The sequence below is a fragment of the Vibrio sp. J2-4 genome (assembly GCF_021728155.1).
Classification (GTDB): Bacteria; Pseudomonadota; Gammaproteobacteria; order Enterobacterales; family Vibrionaceae; genus Vibrio; species Vibrio diabolicus.
In genome coordinates this window covers 20,768-34,101 of the sequence record NZ_JAKKCN010000010.1, presented here as the reverse complement: position 1 = coordinate 34,101, position 13,334 = coordinate 20,768, and the positions used below count along the sequence as shown (strand labels likewise).

11 protein-coding genes are annotated in these 13,334 nt (G+C 47.8%); 3 read left to right on the top strand and 8 right to left on the bottom strand.

The annotated features are described in order from the left end of the window. Positions 1 to 27: 27 nt before the first annotated feature. A complete protein-coding gene (gene punC / locus L3V32_RS23110) occupies positions 28 to 1,233 on the bottom strand; it encodes a purine nucleoside transporter PunC (RefSeq protein WP_031780373.1) in 1,206 nt (401 codons plus the stop codon). 152 nt (positions 1,234 to 1,385) lie between these two features. On the opposite strand from punC, the gene punR reads away from it, so the two are divergent. Further along, positions 1,386 to 2,288: a DNA-binding transcriptional activator PunR gene (punR, locus tag L3V32_RS23105; protein ID WP_005394068.1), complete on the top strand. Its 903-nt coding sequence runs from the start codon at positions 1,386 to 1,388 to the stop codon at positions 2,286 to 2,288. A gap of 55 nt (positions 2,289 to 2,343) precedes the next feature. Here the strand turns inward: punR and ilvA are convergent, their stop codons facing one another. From ilvA to ilvG, 5 genes are read right to left on the bottom strand one after another with little or no spacing between them, the layout of a single operon-like run. After that, positions 2,344 to 3,891, bottom strand: a complete 1,548-nt coding sequence (gene ilvA / locus L3V32_RS23100) for a threonine ammonia-lyase, biosynthetic (protein WP_237285334.1) — start codon at positions 3,889 to 3,891, stop codon at positions 2,344 to 2,346. 2 nt (positions 3,892 to 3,893) lie between these two features. Continuing rightward, positions 3,894 to 5,735 carry a dihydroxy-acid dehydratase gene (gene ilvD, locus L3V32_RS23095; protein ID WP_074190055.1) on the bottom strand — a complete coding sequence of 614 codons (1,842 nt, stop codon included), beginning with the start codon at positions 5,733 to 5,735 and terminating at the stop codon, positions 3,894 to 3,896. 14 nt (positions 5,736 to 5,749) lie between these two features. Then, positions 5,750 to 6,688 (bottom strand): branched-chain-amino-acid transaminase, encoded by a 939-nt coding sequence (ilvE, locus tag L3V32_RS23090; protein ID WP_005378953.1) that lies wholly within the window; start codon positions 6,686 to 6,688, stop codon positions 5,750 to 5,752. Between the two features lie 12 nt (positions 6,689 to 6,700). Next, entirely contained in the window at positions 6,701 to 6,985 is a 285-nt protein-coding gene (gene ilvM, locus L3V32_RS23085; RefSeq protein ID WP_005378958.1) for an acetolactate synthase 2 small subunit, read from the bottom strand. A gap of 11 nt (positions 6,986 to 6,996) precedes the next feature. Further along, on the bottom strand, positions 6,997 to 8,643 hold the full coding sequence (ilvG, locus tag L3V32_RS23080) for an acetolactate synthase 2 catalytic subunit (protein WP_005394061.1): 1,647 nt from the start codon (positions 8,641 to 8,643) through the stop codon (positions 6,997 to 6,999). Between the two features lie 464 nt (positions 8,644 to 9,107). On the opposite strand from ilvG, the gene L3V32_RS23075 reads away from it, so the two are divergent. Then, positions 9,108 to 10,631, top strand: a complete 1,524-nt coding sequence (locus tag L3V32_RS23075) for a YifB family Mg chelatase-like AAA ATPase (RefSeq protein WP_104970002.1) — start codon at positions 9,108 to 9,110, stop codon at positions 10,629 to 10,631. Positions 10,632 to 10,688: 57 nt separating this feature from the next. Here L3V32_RS23075 and L3V32_RS23070 read toward each other — a convergent pair whose 3' ends face one another. Continuing rightward, positions 10,689 to 11,645, bottom strand: a complete 957-nt coding sequence (locus L3V32_RS23070) for a DUF2860 domain-containing protein (protein WP_237285332.1) — start codon at positions 11,643 to 11,645, stop codon at positions 10,689 to 10,691. A gap of 149 nt (positions 11,646 to 11,794) precedes the next feature. Between L3V32_RS23070 and L3V32_RS23065 the strand changes: the two genes are divergently transcribed. Further along, positions 11,795 to 12,673 carry an acyltransferase gene (locus L3V32_RS23065; RefSeq protein ID WP_048625603.1) on the top strand — a complete coding sequence of 293 codons (879 nt, stop codon included), beginning with the start codon at positions 11,795 to 11,797 and terminating at the stop codon, positions 12,671 to 12,673. 46 nt (positions 12,674 to 12,719) lie between these two features. Here L3V32_RS23065 and L3V32_RS23060 read toward each other — a convergent pair whose 3' ends face one another. Continuing rightward, positions 12,720 to 13,322 (bottom strand): thiol:disulfide interchange protein DsbA/DsbL, encoded by a 603-nt coding sequence (locus tag L3V32_RS23060; protein ID WP_005379036.1) that lies wholly within the window; start codon positions 13,320 to 13,322, stop codon positions 12,720 to 12,722. Positions 13,323 to 13,334: the final 12 nt, after the last annotated feature.

Below are 13,334 nucleotides of genomic sequence, written 5' to 3'. Positions count from 1 at the left end.
CGCGGCTCTTTTTTATTGTCTGAACAATTAAAGTTCGTCTTCACTCACTACACGAGCATTGTCTGGAGTCGTGAAGTGCTGAGACAATTCACGGTTAGATAAGATGTAACCCATCCAAAGACCACCCATACAGATGATGATTGCAACGCCCGTTACCATTTGAGCTTGGCTTGCCATTGCAGCAACTAATGCGCTTGATAGACTGCTCACAGTAATTTGTAAGCTGTTTTGCAGGCCTGCAGCTGTTGCAGGGCTTTGCTTAGCACTTGCCAACGCGCGGTTTACTACGATTGGGTATAGCGCACCATTGGCTACCGCAATTAAACAGAAAGGCGCTAGAATTGGCCAGATAGAAGACAGTTCCCATTGTGAGGCAATGAATATCATTATTGCCGCGACACTAAATAGGCCAATCAACTGACGTAGAACTTTTTCATCACCAAATTTACGAACGCCGACTTTACCCAAGTAACCGCCAGCCATAAACGCGATAGTTTGTGGGATAAAGCTCAAACCAATATCTTTTGCTTCATAGCCTAGTTGCGCCATGATTTCTGGCATACCAGTTAGGTAAGCAAAGAATGCAGCCGAAGCCGTCGCAAACATAAACACGTTGCCAAGGTATTTTTTAGAGCTTAGCAGCGCTTTGATATCGGCAGACATACTGGTTTGTTTGATTTCTGCTTTCTCGTCTTTTTGGGCCATTGTCGCAAAGACCAAGAAGACACCAACTAGTGTTAGCGTAATAAAGATACTGTGCCAGCCGAAGTTATCTGCCAACACTACCCCTAATTGAGGTGCTAGCGCTGGTGATAGCGCGACTAACGGCATGATCGTTGCGAAAATTTGCTGACTGCTGCTTGAGTAGCGTTTAATGACCATAGCTTGCCAGATCACGGCTGGTGCACATACACCGATAGCTTGGATAAAGCGCAGTGTCAGTAGTTGCCATACTTGGTCACAGAAAGCCAAACCGAATGACGCGATAGTAAACAGCACTAACCCGGCCGCGAGTGTATTGCGGTGGCCAAATTTATCGGATGCCAATCCCCACATTAGCTGGCCAACCGCCATACCAACTAGGAATACTGTTAAAGAGAGCGCTATTTGCTCAGGGCCTGTTGCAAAGTCGATTTCCATCGCTTTGAATGCTGGCAGATACATATCGGTAGCAACGAAGCCAAGCATCGATAATGCTGCCAGATAAATGAGCTGTAGTTTTGATATTTTCATGATTCAACCAGTCAAATTATTTAATCATTTTTTAATCAACATCAGTTGGCGCCAACCCTGATTTATTTACCTTATTATTCTATTTTTCGATTTTAAGAAAATAAAACGCTAAAATTGTTGGTTATCAATCAAATTTTTTGAAAGGTTAAATCATGTTCTCTAAAGCGTCTCTGGAAATGCTGGATACGGTTGCCCGTTTAGGCAGTTTCACCGCTGCGGCTGAGGTGCTGCATAAAGTCCCTTCAGCCATCAGTTATGGAGTAAGGCAGGTCGAGCAAGATTTAGATGTGGTGCTGTTTCGACGCTTACCGAGGAAAGTGGAGTTAACTCCAGCAGGTGAGCTTTTTATGGCTGAGGCGCGCTCTTTGCTGCGTCAAATGGAAGAGGTGAAAGCACAAACACGCCGAGCCGCTCAGGGATGGAAGAGTACATTAAAACTGACCTTAGATAACGTGGTGAAACTGGAGAAGCTAAAACCTTTGGTGGAAGATTTTTATCGCGAGTTTGAATTTGCTGAATTGCAGATCAATATGGAGGTCTTCAATGGTTCTTGGGAAGCTATAGCACAAGGACGAGCTGATATAGTCGTTGGCGCTACGTCTGCGGTTCCCGTTGGTGGGGATTTTGAAGTCAAAGATATGGGCGTATTGGATTGGGCATTTGTGATGTCTCCCGCTCATCCCTGTGTTCGCCAACAAGTGCTTACTGAAGAGTTTGTGAGTCAATTTCCGGCGATCTGCCTTGATGATACTTCGAACGTGCTGCCAAAGCGCCATACTGGCCATTACCCTCAACAACGCCGATTGTTACTACCCAACTGGTACAGTGCAATTGAATGTTTGAAAAATGGAGTTGGCGTGGGTTATATGCCACGTCATATTGCAACGCCACTGATCAATGATGGTGTGCTGGTGGAGAAGGTGATGCCAGATGATAAGCCGCTCAGTCATTGTTGCTTGGTCTGGCGCAAAGATGATAATCATAAATTGATCCAATGGATGGTGGATTACCTAGGATCGCCTAATCAACTACATCAAGATTGGTTACAGTCATAAAAAAACACCTCGCAATAGCGAGGTGTTTTATTTGATATGTTTGGAGCGTGGCGTTTTATGACAGGAAGAACTTGTAAGACGGGTTGTCTGTTTCGTCTTTGCATTGATAGCCAAGTTCGCGCAAATGTGCCGAAAACTGAGCTAAATCTCCTTCATCTAACTCGAAACCACATAAAACGCGTCCGTAGTCTGCGCCGTGGTTACGGTAGTTGAACAAGCTAATATTCCAATGGGTACCAAGAGTGCTTAAGAATTTCAGCAAGGCACCTGGGTACTCTGGAAATTCAAAGCTGTAGAGTCGCTCTTTGAGTTGCTTCGATGGCTTCCCGCCGATCATGTAGCGAACGTGTAGCTTCGCCATTTCATCGTCAGAAAGGTCAACCACCGGATAGCCACCTTCACGTAGATCGTGAATGATGTTTTCCAACTCTTCTTGACCGCCTTGCAGACGGACACCGACAAAGATATTAGCGAGTTCGTCATCGTTATAACGATAGTTAAACTCCGTAACTGCACGGCCGCCAATCAAGTTACAGAACTCAAAGAACGCTCCTTGGCGTTCAGGGATCGTCACTGCCAATAAACCTTCACGTTTTTCACCTAGCTCGCAACGTTCTGACACATAGCGTAACCCGTGGAAGTTGGTGTTTGCGCCAGACAGTACCGTGCCTAGGTTTTCGTCTTTCAGCTTGTTCTGTTCAGCAAATTTCTTCAAACCGGCCAGAGCAAGCGCACCCGAAGGCTCAGCAATCGCACGGGTATCTTCAAAGATGTCTTTTACTGCTGCGCAGATTTCATCACTAGAGACCGCAATATGGCCATCAATGTACTTCTGGCACAGACGGAAAGTCTCTTCACCAATGCGTTTTACTGCGACGCCATCGGCAAACATGCTGACTTGGTCTAGTACGACAGGTTCACCAGCATCCAGCGCTGCTTTAAGACAAGATGAGTCTTCCGGCTCTACGGCAATGACTTTGATTTCTGGCATTAACTGCTTCACGAGTACCGCAACACCAGCGGCCAAACCGCCGCCACCGACAGGAACAAAGATGTAATCAAGGTGACCATTTTGCTGCAGCATTTCCATACCGATGGTGCCTTGACCTGCGATCACCAGTGGGTGATCAAAGGGGGGCACAAAAGTATAGCCATATTGCTCTGACAAACGTTCGGCTTCTGCTTTTGCTTCATCAAAGTTGCTGCCGTGTAGTACCACATTGCCACCAAAGCTGCGTACTGCGTCGACTTTGATATCCGGCGTGGTCTTTGGCATCACGATGGTGGTTTTGATGCCCAGCTTAGTGCCAGACAGCGCCATGCCTTGAGCGTGATTACCTGCCGATGCTGCGATGACACCAGCGGCTTTCTGCGCTTCAGATAAACTCGCCACCATGTTGTATGCACCGCGCAATTTGAACGAGTGCACGGGTTGGCGATCTTCGCGCTTGATCTGTACGTTATTCCCGATACGTGCTGATAAACGAGGCATTTCTTGCAGTGGCGTCACTGTTGCTACTTCATAAACAGGTGCGCGAAGGATTTGGCGCAGATAATCTGCGCCAGTTTGGTTCACTTGTTTTTCGGGTTGAGCTTCCATCATTGCTAGCCCTCTAGCTTCGACTTGTCTCGTACTGCACCCTTGTCAGCACTGGTGGCCATGCTCGCGTACGCTTTAAGTGCAAAGGAAACTTCTCTTTGACGATCAACAGGTTTCCAGCCAAGTTCGTCTTGTTTTGCACGGCGCTCTGCAAGTTCCTGTTCAGACACTTCGAGTGAAATTGAACGGTTCGGAATATCAATCGCGATCATATCGCCCGGTTTCACCAGTCCAATAGCACCGCCGTTAGCGGCTTCGGGAGAAGCATGGCCGATAGAGAGTCCTGATGTACCTCCAGAGAAGCGACCGTCAGTCAGCAGTGCACATTCTTTACCAAGGCCCATCGATTTTAGGTAAGTGGTTGGGTAAAGCATTTCTTGCATGCCCGGACCACCTTTAGGGCCCTCGTAACGGATAACAACCACGTCGCCTGCTTTGACTTTGCCACCCAAGATGCCTTCCACCGCATCTTCTTGGCTCTCAAATACCACAGCCGGACCAGTAAACTTAAGAATGCTTTCATCAACACCGGCAGTCTTCACGATACAGCCATCCAATGCGATGTTGCCTGATAGAACGGCTAGGCCACCTTCTTGGCTGAAGGCATTGTCTTTCGCGCGAATACAACCTTCTGCACGGTCGTCATCAAGGCGATCCCAACGACAATCTTGCGAAAACGCTTGGGTGGTACGAATACCCGCTGGACCTGCGCGGTAGAACTTAAGTACCTCTTCGTCTTCCGTTTGGATGATGTCGTATTTTGCCAACTGCTCTTTCATTGAAAGACCCAGTACGGTGCGAGCATCATTGTGCAGTAGACCAGCACGATCCAATTCACCAAGAATCGCCATTACGCCACCAGCGCGGTGTACGTCTTCCATATGATATTTCTGAGTGGATGGTGCCACTTTACATAGGTGTGGCACTTGGCGAGACAGACGATCGATATCTTCCATATCGAAATCCACTTCACCTTCTTGCGCTGCAGCTAACAGGTGCAAAATGGTGTTGGTTGAACCACCCATGGCAATATCCAGTGCCATTGCATTTTCGAAGGCATCATAAGTTGCGATGTTGCGTGGCAACGCGGATTCGTCATCTTGCTCGTAGTAACGACGAGTCAGTTCAACAATGCGTCTGCCCGCGTTAAGGAATAGCTGTTCACGATCAGCGTGAGTCGCCAGCATAGAACCGTTGCCCGGCTGAGAAAGACCCAGTGCTTCTGTTAGGCAGTTCATCGAGTTTGCCGTGAACATGCCTGAACACGATCCACAGGTTGGACATGCGCTGCGTTCGATCTGCTCGCTTTGCTCATCAGATACTTTTGGATCCGCGCCTTGGATCATTGCATCAACAAGGTCTAGTTTGATGATCTGATCAGAAAGCTTGGTTTTACCCGCTTCCATTGGGCCACCAGAAACAAAGATAACAGGGATGTTAAGACGCATAGATGCCATCAACATTCCCGGAGTGATTTTGTCACAGTTAGAGATACATACCATGGCATCAGCACAATGCGCATTCACCATGTATTCTACTGAGTCTGCGATCAGTTCGCGTGAAGGCAGTGAGTACAGCATGCCGCCGTGACCCATTGCGATACCATCATCAACCGCGATGGTGTTGAATTCTTTCGCGATGCCGCCCGATTTTTCAATTTCACGTGCGACAAGCTGGCCCATGTCTTTAAGATGTACGTGACCCGGAACAAATTGAGTAAACGAGTTCACCACGGCGATGATTGGTTTACCGAAGTCTTCTTCTTTCACACCCGTTGCACGCCACAGCGCGCGTGCACCCGCCATGTTACGACCATGTGTGGTGGTAGCTGATCTATATTTTGGCATTTCTTAAATCCTTCTTACTTCTGTTCTGGGTACACATAGTCTAACCAGCCCCACTTATCTTCCGTGGTGCCGTCAAATAGGCCAAAGTAGGCTGCTTGTAGTTCTTTAGTGATTGGGCCGCGTTTACCTGTGCCCACTTCAATTTTGTCGATGGTTGCCACTGGCACAATTTCAGCTGCAGTACCTGTCATGAAGACTTCATCGGCAAGGTAAAGCGCTTCACGTGCAATGTTGGCTTCACGTACTTCGTAGCCTTTATCGCGTGCAATCGTCATTATCGAATCACGCGTGATGCCCGGAAGAATCGCGCTGGTTGCTGGTGGTGTGGTGATCACGCCATCTTTGATAACGAAGATGTTTTCGCCAGCCCCTTCTGATAGGTAACCATCAACGCTCAGTGCGATACCTTCGTCGTATCCGTGACGACGGGCTTCACCACCAACCAGTAGTGAAGATAGGTAGTTACCGCCGGCCTTAGCTGCTGTCGGGATGGTGTTTGGTGCCGCGCGGTTCCAGCTTGAGATCATCGCATCCACGCCTTTTTCTAGCGCTTCTTCGCCTAAGTAAGAGCCCCAAGGGAATGCCGCAATGATTAGATCCATTTCAGTGCCAACTGGTGGACACACGCCCAAACCGACATTACCGACAAAACCTAATGGGCGAATGTAGGCGCTATCGAGTTTGTTTTGGCGCAGTGTTTCGCGGGTCGCTTCCATGATTTCTTCTACAGAAAAAGGGATCGGGAAACGGTAAATCTTGGCGGAATCTTTTAAACGTTGTGCATGCTCACGGTGACGGAAGACAATTGGACCTTTTGGTGTGTTATAACAGCGCACGCCTTCAAAAACGGATGTACCATAATGCATTGCGTGAGTTAGAACGTGCACGTTCGCCTCTGCCCATGGAACCATCTCACCATTAAACCAAATGAAATCTGCAGTTTTCGTTGCCATTTGTTGCCTTCCTTATGCACTTACGTGTTGTTGTAAGTTGTGATTTGGCAGTTCATCGTTGCGGATTTTTAGCACCTCAACCTTACGAACGTCCCACAACTTCTCTATTTGATTGATCAAAAACGAGATTGGTCGATCGCTGTCGACGATGATCTCGACGCTGGCTACTTTGCTTTCGTGGTTTTGCGTAGCAGCGACTTGTTTGATCACGAAGCCTCGGTGACGAATCACACGTAGAACGCGCTCCAACAGTACCGGTTTGTCATCGGCTTTGATGTCGAGTAAATATCTGTCCATGCGATTGTCTCCTATGTATTTTCCAACATATCACTGTTTGATGCGCCAGGTGGCACCAATGGCCACACGTTTTCTTCTTCATCAATCAAAACGTGAAGCATGTAAGAAGTTTCACTCGCTAGCATCTCTTTCAGCGCTGGCTCCACTTCTTCTTTCTTGGTGATGGTCTTGCCCGGGATATCGAACGCTTTTGCTAGCATCACGAAATCTGGGTTGTCATCAAGAATGGTTTCACTGTGGCGACCGTCGAAAAACAGCGACTGCCATTGGCGAACCATGCCAAGACGTTGGTTATTAAGAAGGACAATCTTCACTGGAATCTGACGACGCTTCAGCGTGCCCAATTCCTGCACGTTCATCATAAATGAACCGTCACCTGTAATAAGGATAGACTGATCATCAGGACGTGCGACTGCTGCACCCATCGCTGCTGGCAAGCCAAAGCCCATGGTGCCAAGGCCAGCAGAAGTGATGAAATTTTGTGGTTCGCGTGGCTGGATATGTTGCGCTGCCCACATCTGGTGCTGACCTACATCAGTCGAGACAATTGAGCTGTCTGGCATCATGTCTGACAGTTGTTTAAGCAATAGCGGTGCGTAGATTAACTCGCCCGGGTGGTCGTAACGCCACTTAAAGCCGCTGCGCAGACTTTCACTGTGATGTACCCACGGTGAGATATCTTGAGTCAGCTCTAGCTGAGGAAGAATGGTGTTGATGTCGCCACGCAATGGTGCGTTGGCGTGGCGCAGTTTATGAATCTCCGCAGCATCAATGTCGATGTGAATCACTTTCGCATTTGGTGCAAACGTGTCGAGCTTACCCGTCACACGGTCATCAAAGCGTGCGCCAACCACGATCAATAGATCGGCTTCTTGAACCACTAGGTTAGCGGCTTTGGTGCCGTGCATGCCCAACATACCAAGATAGTGAGGGTCATGGCGTTCAATGGTACCGAGGCCTTTTAGTGTGCTAACTGCTGGCATTGGGTTTAAGCGAAGGAATTCGCGTACTGCATCGGTTGCTTTAGCGAGTTGCACGCCACCACCAACATACAACACTGGGCGAGTTGAGGCTGCCAGTACATCTTGTGCGCGCTTAATGTCTTCAGCGCTGACATCTTCGATTGCAGGCGCTACGTATGGAGGCAGTAGATCTGTTGGGGTTTGAGCCAGTTGAACGTCTTTGGCGATATCGACAATGACTGGACCCGGACGACCCGTTTTGGCCACTTCAAACGCTTCGGCTAGCGTTGGCGCTAGGTCTTCAATTTCGGTCACGAGATAGCTGTGCTTAGTACAGGCTAGGGACATTCCGATCACATCCATTTCTTGGAATGCATCGGTACCGATATGAGAGCTAGCAACCTGGCCTGTGATGGCAACTAGAGGTACGGAGTCAAGGAAAGCGTCGGCAAGGCCGGTAACAAGGTTAGTGGCCCCTGGGCCGGAAGTTGCCATGCATACAGCAACGTCTTGAGTGGAACGAGCCATACCAATTGCGGCCATGGCGGCCCCTTGCTCATGACGGCATAGGATGTGTTCCACCCCTCCGTCATACAAAGCATCGTAGATTGGCATGATGGCCCCGCCAGGGTAGCCAAAAACGGTTTCGATGCCTTGCTGTCTTAAAGCGGCTACGACAAGTTGTGCACCAGTCATCGTAAACCTCCTTTGCTACGTTGTGGCTCGTAGCGATTGCCATATTTATTGCACTTCATGTGCACTCCCATTCTTCCCGTTAAACTGTCCGAGGGTTAGACAGATGACAACTTGTAGTTGTAAAAAAACCCCCGGACTTTTCAGTGCGGGGGTTTTTTGTAATTTGTGGTTACCTTTCGCCCACAATACCCCGCGCGGTGCCAATAATGACCACGATAATCAGGGCTAGCAGTGCGTTGATATGAGCGAAAAGGTTCATCTGTCTGTCGTTCTTTTTTCGTTAAAAAATGTTGTGTAATGTTCTACGAAATTGTTTGCGTCATTAGTGGTATCACACAATTCCGCTGCATGACAAGCAAAAAGTCATTCTTTTTTCACATTAACTCTCAATTGGGACGCGGTATATAACATAACCAACTAGATAAAACATTTGTTTACAGAGTGTTCAATAAATTGAGGAACGTATGGGGCTGGCAATCATTCATAGTCGAGCAAGCGTCGGGGTGCAAGCGCCATCGGTTAGTGTAGAAGTTCATATTAGCAATGGTATGCCCGGGTTTACCTTGGTAGGGCTGCCAGAGACGACGGTAAAAGAGTCCAAAGATCGCGTTCGTAGCGCGATCATTAATTCTAATTTTCAGTTTCCAGCTAAGCGGATCACCGTTAATTTAGCTCCAGCAGATTTGCCCAAAGAGGGAGGGCGTTTTGATCTTCCTATCGCATTGGGGATTTTGGCCGCTTCGGAGCAAATCGCGACAGATAAGCTTAAAAACTACGAATTTGTTGGTGAGTTAGCGCTATCTGGTGGTCTAAGACCTGTAAAAGGTGTGCTGCCTGCTGCGTTGGAAGCCAGTAAGATTCAGCGTCATTTAGTGGTCCCACATGTGAATGGCGATCAAGCGGCGCTAGTGGGGAAAGAACAACATAAATCGGCTCAATCTCTACTGGAAGTATGTGCCGAGCTTTGTGGCCAATATCGGCTGAATCTTTTTCAAACGCCTAAGCGCAAAATAGTCGAAAAACATGGTCGAGACTTACAAGATATTATTGGCCAACAACAAGGCAAGCGCGCACTGGAGATTGCTGCCGCTGGAAACCACAACTTACTTTTCCTTGGCCCGCCAGGTACCGGGAAAACCATGTTGGCTTCGCGTTTGTGTGACTTATTACCGGAAATGAGTGACGAAGAAGCAATGGAAACCGCTTCGGTGGCGTCGCTAACGCAGAGTGAAATTAATGAGCATAATTGGAAGTCGCGTCCGTTTCGTTCGCCGCATCATTCAAGTTCAATGGCGGCATTAGTTGGCGGTGGCTCGGTACCCAGACCCGGGGAGATCTCTTTAGCCCACAACGGCTTGTTGTTTCTCGACGAAATGCCCGAATTTGACCGAAAGGTGCTGGACTCGTTACGCGAACCGCTCGAATCTGGTGAGATCATTATCTCTCGGGCGCAAGGTAAAACACGCTTTCCGGCTCGTTTCCAATTAGTTGGTGCACTAAACCCAAGTCCGACAGGGTATTACGAAGGCAATCAAGCCCGCACTAACCCACAAGCTATTTTGCGTTACCTTGGTCGATTATCTGGACCACTGTTAGATCGCTTTGATATGTCTTTAGAAATCCCAGCTTTGCCCAAAGGGACATTAGCAGAAGGTGGTGATCGCGGTGAGCCGACCGCTATCGTTAAAGAACGTGTGAATCATGCGCGTACCAATATGTTGAACCGCAGCGGTAAGGTCAATGCGCTGTTAGGCAGTCGAGAAATCGAGGCGTTTTGCCCCTTACACAAAAGTGATGCGGAGTTTCTTGAAACCGCTTTGCATCGTTTGGGGCTTTCGATTCGCGCGTATCATCGCATTATCAAAGTGGCGCGAACAATCGCCGATCTTGATGGGGCGGAGCAGATTGAACGAGCGCACTTAGCCGAGGCGCTTGGGTATCGAGCGATGGATCGCTTATTGAAACAACTCACGGCGCAAGCGGTATAGAGACGTGCAAATATCACCGCAACAAGTGTTGTAAGTGTCTTGTTGCGATGAAGGACGTTAGAAGGTGTAGTTTAAACCGAGCGACAACAGGTACTCTTTCTCATCATAGAACGTGATATTTGAGTCCGTTTGGCTGTAGCCGGCTAAAGAAATGAACGACCAGTTTTGCCAGTCAAATACGTTTTGATATTCATAGGCTGCAAATAGGCTGACGGTGTCGTCATTTCGTGTTTTAGCAAAAGTTTGGCTAGCGGCTTGATAGTCTTTCCATGCATAACCTGCGGTGAGGGCCAACCGATGGCGGTTGATAAATTTAAACCAACTGATGTCAAATCCGTACGAATCAAATGATTCCGCCTTACCGTCGGCATCTTGATTAATGTAGGTAAACGCCGGTTGCAACATGGATGTTTGATTAAGTGAAATCCTATAGTCACCTTTAACGTAGTAAAGGCTCGCATCGCGAGCGAGTGAACGGTCCGTTACTTCTTCTTGCTCAATGTCTTTCTCAGCATAAGCGAGATCAAGGTTGAAGTTTTTATCAATCAATCCCTTGATTTGAAAGCGATAGGCATTGCCGTCCACATCTGTTTCTTGACGGGCGATTCCGACTTGATATGGGTTACGCCAAGTTTCGCTTTTGAGCACGGTCGGTAGATAGGAAATATCGAGCACGGTGCCGGATGGCAACTCGTGTTGATAGCCCAGCTGAAAAGCGAGTGTACCAACCGCGACATCGGAACGTGTGGTACCCGCGTACACTTGGTGATTGAGTCGGTTACCAAAAGTGTAAGTAATGCTTCCTAGCGGCGCAGCGATAACGGAACTGTCACTATCGGCGCGCTTATCGAGAGAATCGATGGTGTTACTATTTTCCGTATTGAAGTTGGATTCTGATGATACAAATCCGGCATTCAGCGAAATTTCACCGCCAAAACCTGCGGTTTCAGCGAGTTGAGCCTGAGCAGAACTGACGACAAAGGCCAAAGGCAAGAGAATTAGCCTTGGTTTCATTCGTTATCTCCTTATTGTCGAATGAGTGGTGCAAATATTGGTTGAGGTAACAAATCTGACCATTCCCACGCATATTCCAATGTGGCAAAGGCGCAGTATAATTACACGCTGTTTTATTCTTCACACATTATCACTGTTGTTTGACTATCATGTTGGCATATTTGTTATTTTTTTTTAACGCTTCTTTTGTGATTCTCAATTCTGCGCTGTGTTCAATCGCAATTTGTATTATCGCTGTGTTTAAAGTATTGCTTCCAAGCGTGGAGCTAAAAGCGAAAGCGACCGCTTGTGCCAACAAGGTGATGTGGTTATGGGCTACCGTTAATGCGGGCATTCTGGCGGTTTCTAACCGTGTTGACTGGGATGTTCAGGGCGGTGAGGCGCTGAAAAAAGACGGGTGGTATCTGTTGATCAGTAATCATCTCAGTTGGACCGATATTGTGGTGCTTTGCTGCGTGTTTAAAGACCGCATTCCTATGCCGAAGTTTTTCCTCAAACAACAACTGTTGTATGTGCCTTTCATTGGGATGGCGTGTTGGGCGCTCGACATGCCATTTATGCGTCGTTATTCGCGAGAGTATCTGATCCGCAACCCGCACAAACGAGGTCAAGATTTAGAGACGACACGTCGCTCGTGCGCCAAGTTCAAAAATGCCCCAACCACAGTGGTTAATTATGTCGAAGGCACTCGATTTACCGAAGAAAAACAGCGTAAGAGCAAGGCGAGCTACCAATATTTGCTGCAACCAAAATCGGGCGGGATCGCATACACGTTAGCGGCAATGGGGGAGCAGTTCGAGAACATTATCGATGTGACTCTGGCGTACCCAGAAAATACAAATAAGCCATTCAAGGATTTATTAATGGGCCGAATGGGCAAGGTTGTTGTGCGTGTGAATGTGTTGCCCGTCGATGAACGAGTGCTTGGTGATTACTTTAACGATAAGCCCTATAAGCGACAATTTCAGCAATGGTTGGGTGATGTGTGGCAAGAAAAAGATCGGTTGCTACAAGAGATTTACAAATAAACAAAAGGGGAGCGATGGGCTCCCCTTTTGATTGATATCGATGCGCTTATTTTAGTGTCAGTAAGTAGTTCACCAGAGAGAAGTACTCATCCATCGTCTTGATGCTTTGTGCTTGAACTAGGTATTTGTTGTTAACGATAACCGCAGGAACGCCGGTTAGACCGCTGTTTTCAAATTGCTTGTCCATACGGCGAACCATGGAATCAACCGCAAAGCCTTTGAATGCAGAGTCGAATTTCTTCGCGTCTACACCTTCATCAAGGAAGATTTGGCGAAGCTCTTCATCGTTACGTGGCGCTTTCTTTAGATTGTGGATGCGGTTAAACATCACAGGCACCATTTTGTCTTCCACTTTTAGTGCAACCATGGTCGCGTAGGCTTTGCTCATTGATGGGCCCATGTTGCCACCCATGAAAGAAACGTGGTTTTTTAGTAGTTTAGTGCCTTCTGGCAACTGCTTTTTCAGTTGCTGGATAACAGGTTCAAAGCTATTACAGTGCGGGCAGTAGAAAGAGAAAAACTCCGTCACAAGAGGTTTTTTTGATGCCTCAAGATCCAATACTTTGTAATGTTCACCTTCTTTGAATTGCGCAGCATGTGCCGACAGGCTTAGCATCAGCATAGAAAACAGTGCGAACAGTTTTTTCATCGAAATATCTCC